A 20,823-nucleotide genomic window follows, 5' to 3' on the forward strand; every position below is an offset into this window, starting at 1 on the left:
TCATTCGCCAAAAGGACGGCAGAACAGGATTCGGTCACCTGTGAAGATCTATGGAGACCGCCCGACGGGTCGCGGCGATCGGCGTAGCATGACAATTCCGGAGACGAGGACCAAGAGTACCGGGTTGACGATCTGAACGGCGAGCAAAGCGTATGCGCCAAGCCTGCCGTCCAGATAGGCTTTGAGCGACAGGAAGAGCACCGCGTGCAGGATCACGCCGCCCAGAAGCATCGCCGCGATCGCCGGAATGCCGAGTCCGGGGCGCTGCAGGGCGACCCACATCGTCCAGAACGAGAGCGGCAAGAAAATCAGCACCGAAGTCAGAAGGCCGGGATTATAGCCACCGCCCGCGATCGCGGGAGCGATATGCGCGATCGAATTGATGGCGAGAACGCCGAAATAACCGAAAGCGATTGCGGGCCACCGCCGTCCGAGAAGAGCGCACACCGGACCGGCGATCCACACCACCGGGATATTCACCGCCGTGATGAAGGATTCGGGAATGCTGCATTCGGCGGGGTCGGCGAAACCGAAGGTGGCGCACAGTGCGCCGCGGAACGCGTAATGCACGCCCTGCGCGTCGACGCCATGCTCCTCGAACTGATGCAGCATGTAGGCGGCAGTGGCCGCCCATGTCAGCCAGACGATATCCCTTGTGCGCGGGACGGACCGGTCGCCGCGAAGATCGCCCCGGATCAGGCCGAACAGCAGGATCAGCATCAGGCCGAGCCCGATCCACGGCCAGAGATGAGAAAACGGCAGCATCACCGGACGATAGACGGTGGCTTGCCGATGTCAAATATCCGGCTGCCGCGCTCAGGACCAGTTCAACTGATGGATAAAAATGTAGCGATAAGCAATTGGAATCGATCTGGAGCGGGTACCGGGAATCGAACCCGGGTATTCAGCTTGGAAGGCTGCTGCTCTACCATTGAGCTACACCCGCAACGTCGACGACACCTCGTGCAGTGGTGGAGGGGGTTGGATTCGAACCAACGTAGGCTGAGCCAACGGATTTACAGTCCGTCCCCTTTAACCACTCGGGCACCCCTCCTGAACTGCGACAGGGTCGAGCGACGAGCGAACTTCGCTACCGCCTGTGCGGCCCGAAATCAGCGAGGGGCCTTATGGCGGCAAGGCCCCGCACTGTCAACACGCCTGCGTTGGAAAAGGGCAACGAAATGACGCCTCCGACCGCATAGGCAAGTTCGAGTCCGCAGGCTATAAGCCGCGAATGAGCAAGCCAGACAAGCCGCGCACGGCGAAAGACACGCATTACGCCAAGCTGCGCCGCGCCCACCGCGACGAAAAGGCCGGCGGCACGCGCCCTTTCAGGCCACGACAGCCGGTCAAGCCGGGCGATCCGCCGTCCGACGGGCTGGTGCGGCTCTACGGCCTGCACACTGTGCGCGCGGCGATCGACAATCCCCGCCGCACGATCGCCAGGATGCTCGCCACACGCAACGCGCTCGAGCGGATGGACGTCGCTGACCCGACGTTACTGCCCTTCCCGGTCGAGATTGTCGAGCCGCGCGACATCGACAAGATCACCGGCAGCGATGCCGTGCACCAGGGCGCGCTGGTCGAGGCGCGGCCGCTTGAGCCCAAGGCGCTGGCGGAACTTGCCGACACGCCGCTCGTGGTCGTGCTCGACCAGGTGACAGATCCGCACAATGTCGGTGCGGTGATCCGCTCCGCGGTCGCCTTCGGCGCCGGCGCGCTGATCGTCACGGCGCGCCACAGCCCGCAGGAATCGGGCGTGCTGGCCAAGGCCGCCTCCGGGGCTCTCGAACATCTGGATCTCATCGAGGTGCGGAACCTGGCCGAGGCGCTGAATGAACTTCACGAGGCCGGCTTCCGCACGATCGGACTTGATTCGGAAGGCCCCTCGACCTTCGAGGACACGCTCTCGGGCGACCGGATCGCGCTGGTGCTCGGAGCCGAAGGCAAGGGCCTGCGCCAGAAGACGCGCGAGACGGTGACCGCGCTGGCTCGGCTCGACATGCCCGGTCCGATCCATTCGCTCAACGTCTCCAATGCCGCTGCGGTGTCGCTCTACGCCGCGGGGAGGCACCTCAGGCGGTAAAGGCGCGTCAGTTGAACTCGAAGATCGAGCGGAAGATGCCAGGCGCGATCACCGAGATCGGATTGACCTGCACCTGGGGCGACTTGGTGCTGCCGGCCACCTTGTAGGTGATGCCGATCAGGCCGCGGTCGCGACCATTGCCAAGAATCTGGCCGAGCAGCGGGATTTCCCCGAACAGCCTGTTGAGGCCATAGGCCGGCATGAACGTGCCGGTGATCGACATGTTGCCATTGGCATCGTAGAGCGCGCCCTGGAACGTCGAGCCGATCGTCGGCCCGCGCAGCACACCGTTGTCGATGTTCAGATATCCCGTGCCCTTCTCGATCTGCGCAAAGCCGCGTTCGAAGCCGACGCGGGAGGTGTCGATCTCTCCCTTGACCGCTTCGTTGAGGGTCCGCGAATCTCCGGCCGGCCGGCTCGCGACGATCGAGCGGAGCCGCGGCTCGTCGACCAGCGTGAAGTTGCGGGCGTCGATCTGGCCGCGCAGCGGAGAATCCCCCTGCGCGCCGAGCGCCATGGTGATCTTCCCCCCTCCATATAGGGGTAGATGTCGAGGAACCTGAGCACTGCGCCCGCATTTCCGGATTCGACCTTGACAGAGCGTTGTCCGGATTCGGTGCGGTCAGACGCGGTGAACACGTCTCCGGTGCCCGTCGTCCCGGACGCATTCAGCGAAAGAATCCGCGAGCCCGAGCCCCGATAGGCGACCTTGACGTTGGTCATGGCCTCGTTCTGGAAGCCCGCCACATAGGCGACGTCGGCGTCGAGCGTCACCTGGACGGAATCCTTGCCCCCTCCGCCGCCTCCGCTGCCGGCAGCCTCCAGACTTTGCTTGATCAGCGAACGGGCGTCGAAGACATTGCCCCGTATCGTCACCGCATACCCGTTACCATCGCGCTTGATGTCGACCGAGATGTCGTCGTTGCGGTTCAGCTTCACCTTCTGGAACCGCGCGCGCGACAGACCCGACGAGGTGACCGTTGCCGACCCCGCGAGCGAGAAGGACTGGCCCGACAGCTCGATGTCAGAGATTCGCGTCTCCCCGCCGACGATATCGTAACCGAAGGAGAGCTTGGCGGGGATGCCGGGGCCTTTCGACCATCCCGCCCATGGCACGGCGACACGCGCGTCTGCCAAATCCGCAACGATACGCCGCGCGGCCCCTCGCCCGACATCTTCACGCTCACCGGACCATCCAGAAGCGATTCGAGGCCCGGGGCGACCGCGTTGCGGGTCTTGGCATCCATGACGAGCGTGATGTCGCGCTTACGCGCCACGCCGCTGTCGCCGAGCGGTTCGGAAATGTCGAGCGTCGCGGTCATCCCGTTCAGCTTCGCGTTCGCCTTGATCTCCGCCACCGTCGGCACGACCTCGATCGTTCCGGATGCGTCGCTGACATTCTGGCCCTCGAAGGGCTTTGCGATCGAAAGTCCGGTGTAGGACAGCTTTACCGCCCATCCGAGATTGGACATGTCGGTTCCGGCCTGGAGCGGTATGCGCGCCTCGACTTTGCCGCTGACCTGGCCGGAGAGGTCCTCCGGCGCGATCGGAAGGTGTCGCATGGCATCGATCGGCTTGTAGCTCGCGAGCTCCGCCACCGCGTCGGCCGTGCCCGCAATGTCGATGTCGAGCTGCCCGATGACTGGAGGCAATTCGGCACGCCGGATGACGAAGGTCCCATTGCTCGCGGCGACGGTTCGCCCCGTCGACAGGAAGACGGTTCCGGACGAGAGCCGCACGTCGACATCGGTGCCCTGGAAGCTGATGGAGCCAACCCCGTCGCGGACCGGCGGGATCTGGCCGGTCACATCGAAGCGGGTGCCCGACACCTCGAAATAGCCGGATATCTCGTCTCGCGACAGCGGCGTGCCGTTGCCGAGGCGGCCCGGCGCAACCGACATCGAGAGGCGCGAATTCTTGATCGTGCCGCCGAACAGCTTCTCGTTCGCCCATCTGTGCGCGCCATAGGCCGCGAACCAGGGCCATATCTGCTTGACGTTGCTGACCGTCATTTCGGGCACGGACAGAGCGAGATCAATTCCCGGCGAGCGCCCCTCGACGAAGGAGACGATCGCGGTTCCCATGACCTGGCCGCTCGATGTGCGCACACCGATGTCGCGGGCGGTCAGCCGCCGGGTCACGGGGTCGAACGTGCCTGCAATCCGCGCGAGGATTGGCAGGTCAGGCTCGCTCGATCCTTCGGGCGCAAGAAGGGAGCCGTCGCTCACGAGCTCATAGCGATAGTGAGCGGCCTCTCCCTCGACTGCCGGTGCCGGCCCGACCGCGCCGTGCCCGCTGAACCGCGAACGGCCGGCCACCAGTTCCGCCCGCTCGATCTCGATCTTCTGCGCATCCGGCTGGAAGGAGGCGGCGATGCTGGCCGAGCCGCGCATGGATTCGCCGCTCGCGAACACGATGCCCGCATCGTCGAGTGTCGCATCGAGCCGCAGTTGCCCCCCGTCCCCCTCCGCCTCGCTGCCCGCAAGATCAATGCGCGCGGCCCCGCCGAGGCGCATGATCGCAGTTTTGGGATCTCCGTTCAGGCTTGTGAGATCCCGCTCGAACTCTGCCCGTTCGAAAGTTAGCGACGTGGCGAACGCCACCGGCCGCAGGCCTTTCCCGTCGCGATCCGCTGTTCCCTCAAGCCGGAATGTTCGTCCGGACCAGCTCGCCGCCGCTTCGAACGAAATTGCGCCCGAAAGGCCGCGCTCGATCTTGGCCTGTTCCAGATGAAGGGTCCCGCCGGGAACGCCCGCTGGCAGCAGGATCTCGACATTCGTGAAATCCAGCCTGCGTGTCGCCCCCGCGTCGAAGGCTTCGAACGTGCGATGAACGGCCGCGAATGCCGCCTTCATGACCAGTCCAGGATCGATCAGTCCGTCGGCATCCGTCAGCGATGCCAAAGTCGCGTTAGGCCCCTCGCCTGGAGGGAGGGCGGAAAGGCTGATACGCGCATCCTCTATGCCGGCGCTTCCAAGCCTGACCTGTCCGGTCAGCAACGGCAGGAAACGGAGGCCGAAACGCAGCGATCCGGCCTCCACAAGGTTCGCTCCGCCGGCGCCGCGACTGATACGGACGTCGTCGACCTGGAATGCGATGAAGCGGGACGCGTCGACGGACAGGTGCGGCTCGCCCATCGTTGCGTCCACGTCGAACCCGGCCAATCGAGTCAGCGCGGCTTCGGCCTCGATCCGGATCCTTTCGCCGCCGATGCCTGGAATGCCGAAGAGAAAGACGGCCGCGGGCGCGGCGAGCACTACGAGCAGGATCGCAGCCAAGGTCCAGGCGAGAATGGGAACGATCCGAAACCCCATCCTCGGGTCAGGAACGAGGCGCTCCTGCGCGCATGCCGACGGCAGTTCGTGCAACCGGGCGATCTCGTCGCGGCGGAATCGTATCTTCTCGTGCTTCGGGGTTACATGCTCCAACGGGTCATCCGGTCGGCTTCGAGACGGTCACGGACATGGACGAATCCTCCTCCGCCATTATATGCGCGAAACCCGGCCGATAATCATCAACAAGGGCGCAGTTATGACTGATCTGAACACAGGCGACCCCGCTCCGGGTTTCGAGCTTCCGAAGGCGGGAGGCGGCACGGGATCCCTCGCGGAACACGCCGGCAAGCCGCTCGTCCTCTACTTTTTCTGCAAGGACGGCGGGGACGCCTGCGTCAACGAGGCGAAGGACTTCTCGCGTCTGAAGCACGAATTCGACGGCATCGGCGTGGATGTGGTGGGCATTTCGCCGGATGGTGCAAAGTCGAAGGAGCGCTTTCGCAGCAAGCATGAGGTCACGGTCGACCTGCTTTCCGACGAGACCCGGCGGACGGCCGACGACTACGGCGTGTGGAAAGAGAAAAGCATGTACGGACGAACATATATGGGCGTCGAGCGCACGACGTTCCTGATCGGTCCGGAGGGCAAGATCACAAGGATTTGGCCAAAGGTCCGCGTCGCCGGGCACGCAGAGGAGGTTCTCGACACGGCGAGGAGCTTGGGCAAGGCCGAATAGCCCTTCGGCTGCCGAAAATCCGGGCAATTCGGCCCGCCAGGAAAACTTTGTTAACCCTAACAATGTGTAATCACACTCATCTCCAGACGAGAAGAGTGAACCCGGTGAGCCAGTCCCGTCAGTCTACGATTTTCGGCAAACGCAAGGAGCCGCACACCGTCATCATCGCCAGAGGCGATCAAATCCGTCACTTCACCGTCCGCCCATGGATGGCCGCCGTGGCGGGGTCGGCGCTCGCGGCGGTCGCCGTCGGATATCTCCTGGCGACGTCGTATCTCGTCCTGCGCGACGACCTGATCGGTGCGACGGTTGCGCGGCAGGCGCGCATGCAGCAGGCCTACGAGGACCGCATATCCTCCCTGCGCGCCCAGGTCGACCGCATCACCAGCCGTCAGCTCCTGGACCAGCAGATGATGGAGGAGAAGGTCGGCGAACTGATTTCCCGCCAGCAGGAGCTGGCCGCGCGCCAAGCCAAGATCGGACCGCTGCTCGATAGCGCGGGAGACCTGAAGACTTCCAATGACAACACTGTTCCGACGCCCGCGCCGCGGCCGGACGTCCGCGCCGGCCTCGATGCAACGACCCATGCGACGCTCGCAGGCTTCCTGCCCGACCTACGCGGCGGCAGCGCGAATTTCTCGGCCGCCGACAATGCCGATCGCCTTTTCGTCTCGATCAACCAGTCGCTGCGCTCGATCGAGGCCGATCAGATGGATCGCCTGAAGTCGATGACCGAAAAGGCCTACCGGACAGCCGACGCCATTTCCAATGCGCTGGAGGGTGCTGGCCTTTCGATCGCCAAGGGCTACGGGACGAGTTCGGTCGGCGGTCCGCTTGTCCCGCTCGACCAGAGCATGCAGTTCGACGCGGTGGTCGACGAGCTTGACGAGGCCCTCACGGCACTCGACACGGTCAAGGAGAAGGCACGCCAGCTGCCGATATCGAATCCGGCGCCCGGCAAGCAGGTGTCGAGCACCTTTGGCGTCCGCAAGGATCCGCTGCTCGGAACCCCTGCCCTGCACGCCGGAATGGACTTTCGCGCAACGACGGGCTCGAGCGTGCGCGCCTCGGGGGCCGGCACCGTCGTTACCGCCGGCTGGAACGGGGGCTACGGGCGCATGGTCGAGATCGACCATGGCAAGGGCCTCACGACCCGCTACGCCCATATGAGCAAGATACTCGTTGCCGTCGGTGACAAGATCGAGGCCGGAGAGATCGTCGGCCGGGTCGGCAGCACGGGCCGTTCGACTGGTCCGCATCTGCATTACGAGGTCCGCCGCGACGGCAAGCCGCTCAATCCCCTGACGTTTATCAAGGCCGGCAAGGCAATCGCCGGTCTGATCTGACGTGTCCGACGGAGGCAGGGACTACTCGATATCCGCAACCGCTTCGCCGGGGCTTCCGGAGATCTTCTGGGCCAGCGAGGCTTCCATGAACTCGTCAATGTCGCCGTCGAGCACGTCAGAGGGACTCGTGCTCTCCATGCCGGTCCGCAGATCCTTCACGAGCTGGTAGGGCTGCAGGACATACGAACGGATCTGGTGCCCCCAGCCGATGTCCGACTTGGAAGCTTCCGACGCATTCGCGACAGCCTCCCGTTTCTTCAGCTCTTCCTCATAAAGGCGCGAGCGCAGCATCTCCCAGGCCTTAGCCTTGTTCTTGTGCTGCGAACGCTCGGCCTGGCAGGCGACCGCGATGCCCGTTGCGATATGCGTGATGCGCACCGCCGAATCGGTCGTGTTGACGTGCTGGCCGCCGGAGCCCGACGCGCGATAGGTGTCGATCCGGACATCCGCTTCGGTCACTTCGATATCGATCGAATCATCGATCACCGGATAGACCCAGACGCTGGCGAACGAGGTGTGCCGCCGCGCGTTCGAATCGTAGGGGCTGATGCGGACAAGGCGATGGACGCCCGATTCCGTCTTCAGCCAGCCATAGGCGTTATGGCCCTTGATGAGCACGGTCGCAGACTTGATGCCGGCCTCTTCGCCGTCATGATCCTCAAGGAACTCGACCTTGAACCCGCGCCGCTCGGCCCAGCGCGTATACATGCGCAGCAGCATCGACGCCCAGTCCTGGCTTTCGGTGCCGCCGGCGCCGGCGTGGATTTCGAGGTAGGTGTCGTTGGCGTCAGCCTCGCCGGACAGCATCGTCTCGATCTGGCGCGCGCGCACCTCGCCCGACATGGCCTGGATCGCCGCCTCGGCCTCCTGGATGATGGCTTCGTCGCCCTCTTCCTCACCCATCTTGATCAGCTCGATATTGTCTTCGAGCTTGCTGGTGAGTTCGCGGACGGCGCGGATGCCGTCATCCAGCCCCTGGCGCTCACGCATCAGGGCCTGGGCTTCCGCCGGATTGTTCCAGAGTTCGCCGTCCTCGGCACGGTTGTTCAGGTAATCGAGCCTCTTGATTGCCTGATCCCAGTCAAAGATGCCTCCTCAGCAGGCTTATGGCCTGCCTGATTTCGTCGACTCGTTTCTCGGTTTCTGCGCGCATGCGCTGGTCTTTTCCTGCAAGGGGCCGGTGGGGAAATTGAATCGGCGCGGACCATAGGGATGGTCCGCGCCGGTGTAGAGGGAAGTCGCCGTGCGAAGACGCGCGGCTCGAAACAGTCAGTAGAGGCCGCCACCGCCGGTCTGGATCGCGCGGTTCGCCGACGGGGAAATCTCCTCGGCCGAGCCCGCCGCCATGTCGGAGCCGATCACCCAATAGGTGTCGGCCGGGCCGGTGCCGGGCTTGAAGGCCTCGATGATCGCGCCGGGATCACCCTTGCCGGCGCGCATGCCGGTCTTGCGGTTGACCGCGATGAGCTTCATGCCCTCCGGCACGCGGAAGTCGACCGGGCGCTGGTCCTTGAGCACGACCTGCATGAACTCCTTGAAGATCGGCGCCGCGAGGCCGCCGCCCGTCGAGCCTTTGCCCATCGGGACGGGATTGTCGTAGCCCATGAACACGCCCACGACGAGGTCCGGCGTGAAGCCCACGAACCAGGCATCCTTTTCCTCGTTGGTCGTGCCCGTCTTGCCGGCGATCGGATGGCCGAGGTCGGACAGGATCACGGCGGTGCCGCGCTTGACGACGCCTTCCATCATCGAGGTGATTTGGTAGGCGGTCATCGGATCGAGCACCTGCTCGGAATTGTCGACGATCTCCGGCTCCGGCTGATCCTGCCAACTCGTTGCCACGCAGCCTTCGCACGAGCGCGTGTCGTGCTTGAAGACCGACTTGCCGTAGCGGTCCTGGATACGGTCGATCAGCGACGGCTTCACTTCCTTGCCGCCGTTGGCGATAATCGCATAGGCCGTGACCATACGCATGACCGTGGTTTCGCCCGCGCCCAGCGCCATCGGCAGATAGGGCGCCAGATTGTCGTAGATGCCGAACCGCTCCGCATATTCGACAACGAGCTTCATGCCCATGTCGTTGGCAAGGCGGACCGTCATCAGGTTTCGCGAGCGCTCGATGCCGGCGCGCAGAGTGGAGGGTCCCGCCGATTCGCCGCCGTAGTTCTTCGGCGTCCAGACCTGGTTGCCTTGCGTGATGGTGATCGGCGCGTCGAGCACGACTGAGGCCGGCGTGTAGCCATTGTCCAGTGCCGCCGCATAGACGAACGGCTTGAACGAGGAGCCGGGCTGGCGCATCGCCTGCGTCGCGCGGTTGAATTCCGACGACGCGAACGAGAAGCCGCCGGCCATGGCGAGCACGCGGCCGGTGTGCGGGTCCATCGCGACGAGCGCGCCTTCGACCGCCGGCCGCTGCCGCAGGATCCAGTTGCCCTTCGCCTGATCCTTCTCGACATAGACGACGTCGCCCGGCACCAGGACGTCCGCGGGCGACTTCGCCTTCACGCGCTGGCCGTTCACGACATGGCGCATCGCCCAGCCCATGTCCTCCACGGACAGGCTGATTTCCTCGCGCTCCTTCGACAGGTCGCCCGACACTTCGCGGCCAGGCTGCAGGCCCAGCCGGAGGCCCGACGAGTCGGAATCGAGCACCACCGCCAAACGCCACTCAGGCACGTCGTAGAGCGCCTTGAGCTCGCCCAACGGCACACCCCAGTCGGCGCCGAGTTCGATCTTCTTCTCCGGCCCGCGATAGCCGCGCAACGTGTCGAACTTGATCAGGCCGTTGTGCAGCGCCTGGCGCGCCTCGACCTGCATCTTCGGATCGATGGTCGCACGCACCGACAGGCCGCCCTCGTAGAGGGCCGTCTCGCCGTAGCGGGCGATGATCTCGCGGCGCACTTCCTCGGTGAAATACTCGCCGGCGAACAAATAGGTGCCGTTGCGGCGCGGCTTGACGTCCAGCCCGGTCGCCTTCGCCTTCTCACCCTCTTCCTTCGACACGTAGCCGTTCTCGACCATCTGGTCGATCACCCAGTTGCGACGCTCGATGGCGCGGTCCGTGTGGCGGAACGGATGGTAATTGGACGGCCCCTTCGGCAAGGCCGCGAGATAGGCCGATTCAGCGACGGTCAGCTCGTTCACCGACTTGTCGAAATAGGTGAGTGCAGCGCCAGCGATGCCATAGGCATTCAGGCCGAAGAAGATCTCATTGAGATAAAGCTCAAAGATGCGGTCCTTCGAATAGGCCTGCTCGATGCGGAACGAGAGGATCATCTCGCGGATCTTGCGGTCGTAGCTCTGCGTCGAATCGAGCAGGAAGTTCTTGGCGACCTGCTGCGTGATGGTCGACGCGCCGACCGGACGGCGGCCGGAGCCGGCGTTCTTGATGTTGGTGACGACGGCGCGGAACAGGCCGGTCACGTCGACGCCCGGATGCTGGTAGAAATTCTTGTCCTCGGCCGAGAGGAAAGCCGCCTTGACGCGATCGGGAACGGCCTGGATCGGCAGATAGAGCCGCCGCTCCCGCGCGAACTCCGCCATCAGGGCGCCGTCGGAGGCGTGCACCCGGGTGGTGACCGGCGGCTCGTAGTTGGCCAGCACCTCGTAGTCGGGAAGGTCCTTCGTTACCTGCGACAGGTACACCGCAACGCCGCCGGCCACGAGCAGGGCCAGAGCAACGCCGATGCCGAAGAAATATCCGATCAGGCGAATCATGCTCGCTCCAGTTTCGATCCGGTCTTACGCAAGTCCGGCGACATCATTCCCGCAGGCGCCCGGCCCGCCTGTACCACGCCGTGTCGCCTCAATGTGCGCGCCATGTGTGGAAATTGCGGCAAGGTCCAGTCCGCAACGCAGGAACAACAACTTATTGGCACCGCTGTGCCGTTCCTGCAACGCGGAATGAACCGATACGTCATCCTCCCGCCCCGGCCCGATCGCCCGCGAACGCACCAATCGCGCCGCAGATACTGCCGATCGCCTTCTTGCGCCACTCCGGATCCTTGAGCCGCATCTCGTCTCCGGCGTCGGACAGATAGCCGAGTTCGACAAGCACGGACGGGACGTCGGGAGCGCGCAGGACACGGAAGCCGGCCGAGCGATGGGGGTTCTTGATCATTTCGATCTGCGTCGACAGTTCCCCAACCAGCGTACGCGCAAATCTGAGCGAGAACGAATGGGTCTCGCGCCGCACCAGGTCGGTCAGGATGTCCGCCACGTCGCGGTTCTCGTCCGAGACGGCGATTCCGGCCACCTGGTCGGCGAGGTTCTCGCGCTCCGCAAGCGCGCGCGCGTCCTCGTCGGAGGCACGGTCCGACACCGTGTAGACCGTCGCACCGTTCACCCCCTGTGCGCGGATCGTATCCGCATGAACGGAGATGAACAGGTCTGCCGCTGCCTGCCGCGCGATCCGTACACGCTCGTCTAGGCGCAGGAACTCGTCCTTCTCGCGGGTCATCACGATGTTGTAGCGGCCTTCCTGCTCGAGCTTCTGCTTCAGCTCATTCGCGAAGGCGAGCGTGATGTCCTTCTCGACGGTGCCCGTCAGGCCGGCGGCCCCGCCGTCGATGCCGCCATGGCCGGCGTCGAGCACGATGGTGAAGCGTTTCGGAGCGACCATCTTTTCCGGCTCTCCCAGACGGTCGTCTTTCGGCGCCGCGGTCGAACCGGTCTTGTCGGCCTGGAGAAGCAGGGCCTGCTCAAAATCCTGCTCGCTCGCGGCCACAATGTCCACGACGAGCCTGTGCCCCTTCGGAGGTCTCGTTTTTGAGTACATCGAACGCTTCGACCTTGAACGGCCCCTTCCCGCCGACAATCATGCGGGAACGGCCGGCGTCGAGATGGCCGCACCTTACTTCCCGCACCAGGCCGCGCGGCTTCAACGAATCCGGCTCGATCACAAACGCCGCCTCCGGCAGGTCGATCACGAGACGATGCGGCGCCCGTAGCAGGAACCACCGCACGAGCGGCTCGCGGTCGAAATGAACCAGCAGCCGCACGCGCGTCGCATCGCCCGCCATCGTAAACTGCGTCGCGCGCAGGAGATCGCCGGCCTTTTCTTCGGCCGAAGCAGGTGCGCCGGAGAGCGACAGGCATGCGAGAACCGTCAGAACGCATGCCAGCAGGCGTCCGAACCCCTTCGAAAGCGACGAAAGACGGCCTCGCAGACTGGACAAACGCGCTTCCCCTCGTTCCGGCCGGTTGGCCTGCCTACATAACTGTTGCGTCCATGCGTTCGTTAATGATTGGTAGCGGCATTTGGTTAACCAAGCATTGCCGGAGGCCTTTGCGGGAAACCGTCGCCGGCATCGCTTTGCCGGCGTGGAAATCAGGGTTGCCATCGCCCCTGCCAGACCATAAAAGCAACCATGGGTCACTTCAATGCCCGGAGCCGCGCGGCGGCGTTGCCAGCATTCCCTCACCATGCAGGCTACGAAGATCGCGACCGATGCTCCGACAGCGGCAGAAGAGACTTCCTTGATTTTCTTCAAGGTGTTTCGGGATATTCGGAACCCTTTGCGTGAGGAAAGCGGCCGAAGCCTCGGTTTCGCGCCGGCTCTGTATGAGCAAAAATGAGCTGGTCCGGCATGCCCGGGCCTTGGTTGAAACGGAGCTGCCGGGCCAGGCAATGTTTGCAGGCGCCATCACGAAACTCTCCGGACCTTCCCGCGCCACTCTGGCCGCGGACGTCGGAGTTTCGGCGCCGATAGGCCCGAACGCGGACTTCCCATTGTCCGGCACGACCCCACACCGCCCCTCGCAGCGTCTGCTGCGGCGTTTGGCGCGGTTCCCGGCTGCCGGGGAGATAAACATACATGCCCAACAACAAAATGCTGATAGACGCCTCCCACCCGGAGGAAACGCGGGTCGTCGTCACCCGCGGTAATCGTATCGAAGAATTCGATTTCGAATCGAGAGACAAGAAGCAGCTTCGCGGCAATATCTACCTTGCCCGCGTCACGCGGGTGGAGCCGTCGCTTCAGGCAGCCTTCGTCGAATATGGCGGCAACCGTCACGGGTTCCTCGCCTTCAGCGAAATCCATCCCGACTACTACCAGATTCCCCTGGCCGACCGGCAGGCGCTGCTGAAGGCGGATGCCGAGGACGCGGAAGCCGACGAGGCCGAGGAGGAGGACAAGAAGTCCCGCCGCCGGCGCGGCGGCAAGAACCGCGGCCGCAACAGCGACCAGAGTCGTCGCGATTCTGCGACCTCCGCCAAGTCGTCCGACGACGAAGCCGATGGCGAGGCGACGGAGACGACCGAGTTGGAAGATGCCTCGCCCACGGCTTTCGCCGAGACTGAAGCGGCGGACGACACGGCAGCCTTTTCCGAAGAGCAGTCCGCCGACGAGCCCGCTGCTTCGTCAGACGCGTCGGAAGACGGCAAGACGATGCTCGCCGAGATCGAATCCGACGTGGTCTCGGAAAGCCTCGAGGAAGCCGCGCGCAACAACGAGAGCGATCGGGCGGCGGCGATATCGAGGAAGTCTCCACCTCCGGCGGAGGCGAGGACGATGTCGAGTCGGTCGGCGCCGAGGACGCGCTCGAGGAACTGCCGAGCCGTGCGCCGCGCCGGCCCAACCGGCGCCAGCATAAGATTCAGGAAGTGATCAAGCGCCGGCAGATCCTGTTGGTCCAGGTCGTCAAGGAGGAGCGCGGCAACAAGGGTGCGGCGCTGACTACTTACCTGTCGCTCGCCGGCCGCTATTCGGTGCTGATGCCCAACACCGCGCGCGGCGGCGGTATCTCGCGCAAGATCACCTCCGCGGTCGACCGCAAGCGCCTCAAGGACCTGGTCGAGGATCTGGAAGTGCCGCAGGGCATGGGCGTGATCCTGCGTACGGCCGGCGCCAACCGCACCAAGGCCGAGATCAAGCGCGACTACGAATATCTGATGCGCATGTGGGAGAACGTCCGCACGCTGACGCTGCAGTCGACCGCCCCTGCCCTCGTCTACGAGGAAGGCTCGCTGATCAAGCGTTCGGTGCGCGACCTTTACAACAAGGACATCGAGGAGATCCTGGTCGCGGGCGACGACGGCTACCGCGAGGCCAAGGACTTCATGCGAATGCTGATGCCGAGCCACGCCAAGGTGGTTCAGCCCTACCGCGATCCGATCCCGATCTTCGCCCGCAACGGCATCGAGGCGCAGCTCGACCGCATGCTGCAGCCGCAGGTGACGCTGAAGTCGGGCGGCTACATCATCATCAATCAGACCGAGGCGCTGGTCTCGATCGACGTCAACTCAGGACGCTCCACCAAGGAGCATTCGATCGAGGAGACAGCGCTCCACACCAATCTGGAAGCCGCCGAGGAAGTGGCGCGCCAGCTCAGGCTGCGCGACCTTGCGGGCCTGATCGTCATCGACTTCATCGACATGGAGGAGAACCGCAACAACCGTGCGGTCGAGAAGCGGCTCAAGGACCATCTGAAGAACGACCGCGCGCGCATCCAGGTCGGCCGGATCTCGCATTTCGGCCTGCTGGAGATGTCGCGCCAGCGCATTCGCGCCAGCGTGCTCGAATCGACCATGAAGCCCTGCCCGCATTGCGGCGGCACCGGCCACATCCGGTCGGATTCGTCGGTCGCGCTGCATGTGGTGCGCGCGATCGAGGAGTTCCTCATCAAGGACGCGCGCAACCACATCACGGTGCGCACGCCGGCCGCGACCGCGCTCTACGTGCTCAACCACAAGCGCCGCAACCTGACCGAGCTCGAGGAGCGTTTCGGCCTGACGATCTCGATCGAGGCGGACGAGACGCTCGGCAACCAGCTCTACGCGATCACCCGCGGTGCACCGGTCGAGCGCCCCGTCGTCACGACCATCACGGAACAGCCGCTCACCGGTCCTGTCGAAGAGGAAGACGTCGTCGTCGAGGAGATCGAAGACGAGGACGAGGTTGCCGTCGAAGCGACGGAGGAACGCCGTCCGCAGCAGTCGCATGGCGAACGCCACGAAGGCGATGGCGAGGATGGTGCGCGCCGCAAGCGCCGGCGCCGTCGTCGCCGCCGCGGCGGGCGCGATCGTGACGGTGCCGAGCAGGGTTCGCATCCGGCCGAACAGTCGGCATCGGATGACGCAGTGTCGGACGACGCTGCTGTTGACGAGGCCGAGGACGAGGGCGGCGAGGAGACCGAGGCTCCCGAGAACGAGGCCATAGCTGCGGACGACAGTGCAAGGAAGCGGCGGCGCGGCAAGCGCGGCGGACGCCGTAACCGCCGCGACGAATCCGAGACCACCGGCGAGGACGCTGCAACCGAGACCACGACCGAGTTCGCCGAGGAAGAAGGCTTCGTCGCGGCTCCTCCTGTGGAGGAAGTGCAGCCCGAGGCGATCACTCCGGCGGCCGAGGCCGAACCGGAAGCGGTAGAGGCTGTCGAGGAGCCCGTGAAGAAGCCGCGCCGCGCGCCGCGCAAGACGAAGGCTGCCTTGGCCGCGGAGGCCGCAGCGGCGGCGGAGGCCGAGGTTGCGCCCGTCGCTCCGGCCGCCGCCGAGCCGGAAGCAATCGTCTTCGCCGAGCCGACAGCAACTCCGGCGGCGGAAGAGCAGCCGGCTCGTCCGTCTCGGCGGCGTCCAGGCGCAACCGACATCGACGCGCCGGTCGTTCCGAAGGTGAGCTCGAGCGTGACGGAAGCCGGCACCGAAGAGAAACCCAAGCGCGCCGGCTGGTGGCAGCGGAAGAGCTTCTTCTGATCGCTGATCTTCTCTGAAAAGCCCGCGCAGCCAGTTGGCCGCGCGGGCTTTTCATTGCGTATTTGCTCCCGATCGATTGTCTGCGCCGCGAGCGAGAACCTATGCCGGCAGTTGTGCTTTCGGCGCGAAGATCGACCAGTTCATCGCCTTGGCGAGCTTCTCGAGTGCAATCGATCCGAGTTTCGAATTGCCGTTCTCGTTGAGACCAGGCGACCAGACGGCGATCGAGGCGACGCCGGGCACGACACACAGGATTCCGCCGCCGACGCCGCTCTTGCCCGGAACGCCGACGCGGAAGGCGAAATCGCCCGAGCCGTCGTAATGGCCGCAGGTCAGCATCAACGCACTGATGCGGCGCGAGCGCTCCGAGGAAACCACCGAATGGCCTGTCTCCGCATGGCGGCCATCATGCGCGAGGAACCGGCCCGCGAGCGCAAGCTGGCGGCAGGACATCGCGATCGCGCAGTGATGATAATAGACTCCCAGCGCCATTTCCGGCGCATGTGTGATGTTGCCGAACGAGCGCATGTAATTGGCGAGCGCCACGTTGCGGAACCCGGTTGCCTGTTCCGAAGCCGCCACCTGATGGTCGATGTAGACCGTATCGTCGTCGGCAAGGAACTGGATGAAGCGCAGGATCTCGCCGATCGCCTCGCGAGGCTGATGGCCCGACAAAAGCACGTCCGTAACCACGATCGCCCCCGCATTGATAAACGGATTGCGCGGAATCCCGCGCTCGTGTTCGAGCTGGATGATAGAGTTGAACGGATTGCCGGACGGCTCCCGCCCGACGCGCTTCCACAGCGTGTCGCCAACCTTGCCGAGCGCAAGCGTTAGGGTGAAGACCTTCGACACGCTCTGGATCGAGAACGGAATTTCGGCATCGCCACGCGCGATCAGCCGGCCGTCATTCATCGCAACGGCGATGCCGAACCGGCCCACGTCAACCTTGGCCAACTGCGGGATATAGGTCGCGACGTCGCCACGGTCCGGGCGCACTGCCATTTCGGCGGCGATCTCGGTCAGAACGGTTTCGATGTCGGTGGCCATCCCTTTCACCTCAGCCAGTCGCCCAGACGCTGCATCGCGGTCTCGATTTCGCGCACGCTGCCGGCATAGGAAAACCGCATGAAGCGGTTGCCGTTTGCAACGTCGAAGTCGTGCCCCGGCGTAGCGGCTACATGGGCCTCCGCGATCATGCGGCGCGCGAACTCCATGCTGTCATTGGTATGGGCTGAGACGTCGCAATAGGCATAGAACGCCCCGTCCATCGGCGCCGCGATACGAAAGCCGAGCTCCGGTAGCCGCCGCAGCAGCATCGCACGGCTCTGCCGATACGTGTCCTTGATCGACTCGAGTTCTGCAGTTGCCCCGAACGCTTCGCAGGCGGCCAATTGCGACAGTTCCGGCGCCGAGATGTAGAGGCTCTGCTGCAGTCGCTCGATGGGCCGCACCAGTTCCTCCGGCACAACCATCCAGCCGATCCGCCAGCCGGTCATGCAATAATATTTGGAGAAGGAGTTGATGACGACCGCATCGTCGCCGAAAGCGAGCGCGGTAACGTCGGGCGCCGCGTAGGAGAGACGGTGGTAGATCTCGTCGGAGATCGCCGCGATGCCGAGCGCGCGCGTCCTTTCCAGTATCCGGCCAAGCTCGACCTTCGGAATAACCGCTCCGGTCGGATTGGCCGGACTGGCGAAAAGGATGCCGGCGAGCGGCGCGGCGCGGTGCGCCTCCTCCAACAGATCGGCGGTCAGATAGCCTTCCTCACCGAGCTCGATCTCGACCGCCTCCAGTCCGAGCGCCGCAAGGATGTTGCGGTAGGCCGGATAGCCTGGCGAGGTGATCGCGACGCGGTCGCCGACGTCGAAAATCGCGAGAAAGGCAAGATTGAACGCCGCAGAAGACCCCGTCGTCACCACAACCCGCGCGGGCAAGACCTCGACCCCGTAGTGCTCGCCATAATGCGAGGCGATCGCACGCCGAAGTGCTGCAATGCCGAGCGCGTCCGTGTAGCCGATCTGCCCCCGGGCGAGTGCGGCGCTCGCGGCCTCGCGCACGGCGGCCGGCGCGGGTCCCGACGGCTGGCCGACCGCCATCGAGATGACGTCGACGCCCTGCTGGCGGAGCCGGTTCGCCTCGGCCAGAACGTCCATCGCGTGGAACGGCTCGATGCGGCTGCGTCGTGAGGTGCTGATAACCATGAATGCTCCGGTCTGCGAGGCGCGCCGCACATTTGCCGGAATGGTGTGGGGATCACAAGTTCAGGAATGCCGCGTTTCGCCTTTTAATCGTCTGCTTGCTCGTCTAGGTGTAGCCCCCGACATGACCGCATTCACAGACACCAGCAGCTTGACGCGACGCCTCGCGCACGGCGCGCTCGCCGTTGCAGTCGCCGTCCAGTCTTTCTGGTTCACCCCGCCCGCGAAAGCGCAGCAGCGCAGCGTTCCGATCGTGCGTGACGCCGAGATCGAGGCGCTCGTGCGCGACTACGTCCGCCCGATCCTCAAAGTGGCGGGCCTTACGAAGGCCGGGGTCGACATCGTTCTGGTCAACGACGACAGCTTCAACGCCTTCGTCGCCGGGCGGCGCATGTTCATCAATACGGGCGCACTCCTGACGGCGGAGACGCCGAACGAGATCATTGGCGTCATCGCGCACGAAGCCGGACACCTTGCCGACGGCCACCAGGAGCGGCTGCGTGATCAGCTGGCGCGCGCCCGGACGATGGCGGTGGTGGCCTCGCTGCTGGGCATCGGTGCGACGGTGGCAGGTGCTGCGGCTAATTCCGGCGACATGGCGCGCGCCGGCACCGGCATTGCCATGGGCGGCACGGAAGTGGCGCGGCGCACCCTGCTCGGCTACCAGCGTACCGAGGAAGCGGCGGCCGACATCGCGGCACTGCGCTATCTCGACGCCACCGGCCAGTCCGCGAAGGGAATGCTGACCACGTTCAGCCGCTTCCAGAGCGCGCTTGCGCTGAGCGGTGCGCGCATCGATCCCTACCAGGTCAGCCATCCGATGCCGCGCGACCGCATTGCCAATCTGACTGAGCGCGCGCAGAAGAGCCAGTATTTCGGCGCGATGGATCCCCCGGCCCTGCAATTGCGCCACGACATGATGCGCGCCAAGATCGCCGCCTTCACCGGGGGCCAAGGTGCCACGTCGCGCATGTTCCGCAAGGACGCACGCGGCATCCCCGCCCTCTACGGCGATGCCATCTCCACCTATCTCTACGGCAATCCCCGCGCAGCGCTCAGTAAGATCGACGCCCTGATCAAGCAGCAGCCGCAGAACGCCTATTTCCACGAGATGCGCGGCGACATCCTGATGAAGGCGAACCGCGCCTCGGAGGCGGCGGACGCCTATGCCAAGGCGGTCAAGCTCGATCCGTCGCGCTCCGGGCTGATCAACGTCAGCTACGGCCAGGCATTGCTCGCTGTCGGCTCGCCGGACGCCGTGAAGCGGGCGGTGACGGAGATCAACAAGGGCATAGAGCGCGATCGGGAGAACCCTTCGGCCTATCGCCCGCTTGCCCAGGCCTATGGCCAACTGGGCGACATCGGGCTTGCGGAGCTCGCGAGCGCCGAAGGCGAATATTATTCCGGCAAGTATCTCGACGCGAAGATCTTCGCGGCGCGGGCGCAGACCAAGCTGAAGCAGGGTTCCCCCGGCTGGCTGCGCGCGCAGGATATCATCAACTACCGCGAAGCCGGAAAAAAGCGGAAATGACCCGACAGGGTCGGAAAGAGGACAGGGTCGCACGATGAGCAAGACGCTCGCATTTGGTCTCGCAGGTGTCGCGGTCTCCGCAGCCATGCTCGGCTTCGGCTTCTATGCAGGCAAGCAGCAGCCGGCGATCGCCGCGGCGACGCCTCCCGCCGTCGCAGGGCCCATCGAGGGACGAGCCCAGATTGAGCAGGTCGTGCGCGACTATCTGTTGGCCAATCCCGAACTGATGGTCGAGGTGCAGGCCGCCCTCGAATCCAGGCAGGAGGAGAAGCAGCGCGTCGCCCAGCAGTCGACGATCGCGTCCGACAAGGACCTGATCTTCAACGGCAAGTATGACGGCTGGGGCGGCAATCCGCAGGGCGACGTCACGCTGGTCGAGTTCTTCGACTACAATTGCGGCTTCTGCAAACGCGCCTTCCCGGACATGCTGTCCCTCGTGAAGGACGACCCGCAGGTCCGCGTCGTCTACAAGGAGTTCCCGATCCTCGGACCGGACTCTCAGAAGGCTCACGTCGTATCGATGGCGTTCCGCGCGTTGATGCCGCAGAAGTGGACGGAGTTCCACCACTCGCTGATGGGCATGTCGCGCGCGACTGAGGAAAGCGCGCTCCGCATCGCTCTCTCGCTCGGCGCCGATGAGGCGGCCCTGCGCAAGGAGATGGAGAACCCGCAGATCGGCGCGGCTTTCGAGGAGACGTACAATCTCGCCACCAAGCTGGCGATCACCGGCACACCCTCTTATGTCGTCGGCAAGGAGGTCGTATTCGGTGCGCTCGGCAAGGCCGTGCTGGAGGAAAAGGTGGCGCTCGCGCGCGGCTGCGGCGAGGAAACCTGCTGAAAACCCCACTATCGGCGCCCGCGTTTGTGGACATCCCGACAAGACACTTGCGCTTGGCGGCGCACACTTTAAGCCGGACCGGTAGACGGCGGTCGCCTCGCGGCTGCCGTCCTTG

The 20,823-nt window shown here is 64.8% G+C and carries 14 protein-coding genes, 2 tRNA genes and 1 pseudogene; 6 read left to right on the forward strand and 11 right to left on the reverse strand.

What is annotated here, in order from left to right:
* Positions 1-48: 48 nt before the first annotated feature.
* From LRS09_RS25390 to LRS09_RS25400, 3 genes are all read right to left on the reverse strand, one after another.
* A complete protein-coding gene (locus tag LRS09_RS25390) occupies positions 49-720 on the reverse strand; it encodes an HXXEE domain-containing protein (RefSeq protein WP_257809819.1) in 672 nt (223 codons plus the stop codon).
* A 152-nt stretch (positions 721-872) separates the two neighbouring features.
* Positions 873-946: transfer RNA gene (locus LRS09_RS25395), tRNA-Gly, on the reverse strand.
* 23 nt (positions 947-969) lie between these two features.
* Positions 970-1,054, reverse strand: a tRNA-Tyr gene (locus LRS09_RS25400).
* A gap of 180 nt (positions 1,055-1,234) precedes the next feature.
* Between LRS09_RS25400 and LRS09_RS25405 the strand changes: the two genes are divergently transcribed.
* Positions 1,235-2,086 (forward strand): RNA methyltransferase, encoded by an 852-nt coding sequence (locus tag LRS09_RS25405; protein WP_257809820.1) that lies wholly within the window; start codon positions 1,235-1,237, stop codon positions 2,084-2,086.
* A gap of 7 nt (positions 2,087-2,093) precedes the next feature.
* On the opposite strand, the gene LRS09_RS25410 is transcribed toward LRS09_RS25405, so the two are convergent.
* Positions 2,094-2,603 carry a hypothetical protein gene (locus LRS09_RS25410; protein WP_257809822.1) on the reverse strand — a complete coding sequence of 170 codons (510 nt, stop codon included), beginning with the start codon at positions 2,601-2,603 and terminating at the stop codon, positions 2,094-2,096.
* 418 nt (positions 2,604-3,021) lie between these two features.
* A complete protein-coding gene (locus LRS09_RS25415; RefSeq protein WP_257809823.1) occupies positions 3,022-5,514 on the reverse strand; it encodes a DUF3971 domain-containing protein in 2,493 nt (830 codons plus the stop codon).
* Between the two features lie 103 nt (positions 5,515-5,617).
* Here LRS09_RS25415 and LRS09_RS25420 point away from each other — a divergent pair, with 103 nt between their 5' ends.
* The gene (locus LRS09_RS25420) at positions 5,618-6,097 is read left to right on the forward strand and encodes a peroxiredoxin (protein ID WP_257809824.1); all 480 of its coding nucleotides are present in this window, start codon (positions 5,618-5,620) and stop codon (positions 6,095-6,097) included.
* 104 nt (positions 6,098-6,201) lie between these two features.
* Positions 6,202-7,443 carry a peptidoglycan DD-metalloendopeptidase family protein gene (locus LRS09_RS25425; RefSeq protein ID WP_257809825.1) on the forward strand — a complete coding sequence of 414 codons (1,242 nt, stop codon included), beginning with the start codon at positions 6,202-6,204 and terminating at the stop codon, positions 7,441-7,443.
* A gap of 21 nt (positions 7,444-7,464) precedes the next feature.
* On the opposite strand, the gene prfB is transcribed toward LRS09_RS25425, so the two are convergent.
* The 4 genes from prfB to LRS09_RS30135 form a co-directional block, all read right to left on the reverse strand.
* Positions 7,465-8,596, reverse strand: a protein-coding gene (gene prfB / locus LRS09_RS25430) for a peptide chain release factor 2 (RefSeq protein ID WP_257809827.1) whose coding sequence is annotated in 2 segments (ribosomal slippage) — positions 7,465-8,529 and positions 8,531-8,596 — 1,131 coding nt in all. Because the reading frame shifts where the segments join, the coding sequence is not laid out codon by codon here.
* 116 nt (positions 8,597-8,712) lie between these two features.
* A complete protein-coding gene (locus tag LRS09_RS25435; RefSeq protein WP_257809829.1) occupies positions 8,713-11,160 on the reverse strand; it encodes a penicillin-binding protein 1A in 2,448 nt (815 codons plus the stop codon).
* A gap of 199 nt (positions 11,161-11,359) precedes the next feature.
* A complete protein-coding gene (locus LRS09_RS25440; RefSeq protein WP_308240341.1) occupies positions 11,360-12,178 on the reverse strand; it encodes an N-acetylmuramoyl-L-alanine amidase in 819 nt (272 codons plus the stop codon).
* A complete protein-coding gene (locus LRS09_RS30135) occupies positions 12,144-12,935 on the reverse strand; it encodes an AMIN domain-containing protein (protein WP_308240342.1) in 792 nt (263 codons plus the stop codon). Before LRS09_RS30135 ends, LRS09_RS25440 begins: the two co-directional genes overlap by 35 nt.
* Before the next feature lie 324 nt (positions 12,936-13,259).
* Between LRS09_RS30135 and LRS09_RS25445 the strand changes: the two are divergent.
* A pseudogene (locus tag LRS09_RS25445) lies at positions 13,260-16,138 on the forward strand (ribonuclease E/G).
* Between the two features lie 99 nt (positions 16,139-16,237).
* Here LRS09_RS25445 and LRS09_RS25450 read toward each other — a convergent pair.
* On the reverse strand, positions 16,238-17,188 hold the full coding sequence (locus LRS09_RS25450; protein WP_257809830.1) for a glutaminase: 951 nt from the start codon (positions 17,186-17,188) through the stop codon (positions 16,238-16,240).
* A 5-nt stretch (positions 17,189-17,193) separates the two neighbouring features.
* A complete protein-coding gene (locus LRS09_RS25455) occupies positions 17,194-18,342 on the reverse strand; it encodes a pyridoxal phosphate-dependent aminotransferase (protein WP_257809831.1) in 1,149 nt (382 codons plus the stop codon).
* A gap of 121 nt (positions 18,343-18,463) precedes the next feature.
* Here LRS09_RS25455 and LRS09_RS25460 point away from each other — a divergent pair, with 121 nt between their 5' ends.
* Together LRS09_RS25460 and LRS09_RS25465 are read left to right on the forward strand one after the other, a co-directional pair.
* Positions 18,464-19,870, forward strand: coding sequence for a M48 family metalloprotease (locus tag LRS09_RS25460; RefSeq protein ID WP_257809832.1), 1,407 nt, complete (start codon positions 18,464-18,466; stop codon positions 19,868-19,870).
* A gap of 34 nt (positions 19,871-19,904) precedes the next feature.
* On the forward strand, positions 19,905-20,708 hold the full coding sequence (locus LRS09_RS25465; RefSeq protein WP_257809834.1) for a DsbA family protein: 804 nt from the start codon (positions 19,905-19,907) through the stop codon (positions 20,706-20,708).
* The last annotated feature ends 115 nt before the right edge of the window (positions 20,709-20,823 follow it).

Origin of the sequence: Mesorhizobium sp. J428 (assembly GCF_024699925.1) — a bacterium.
GTDB lineage: Bacteria > Pseudomonadota > Alphaproteobacteria > Rhizobiales > Rhizobiaceae > Mesorhizobium_A.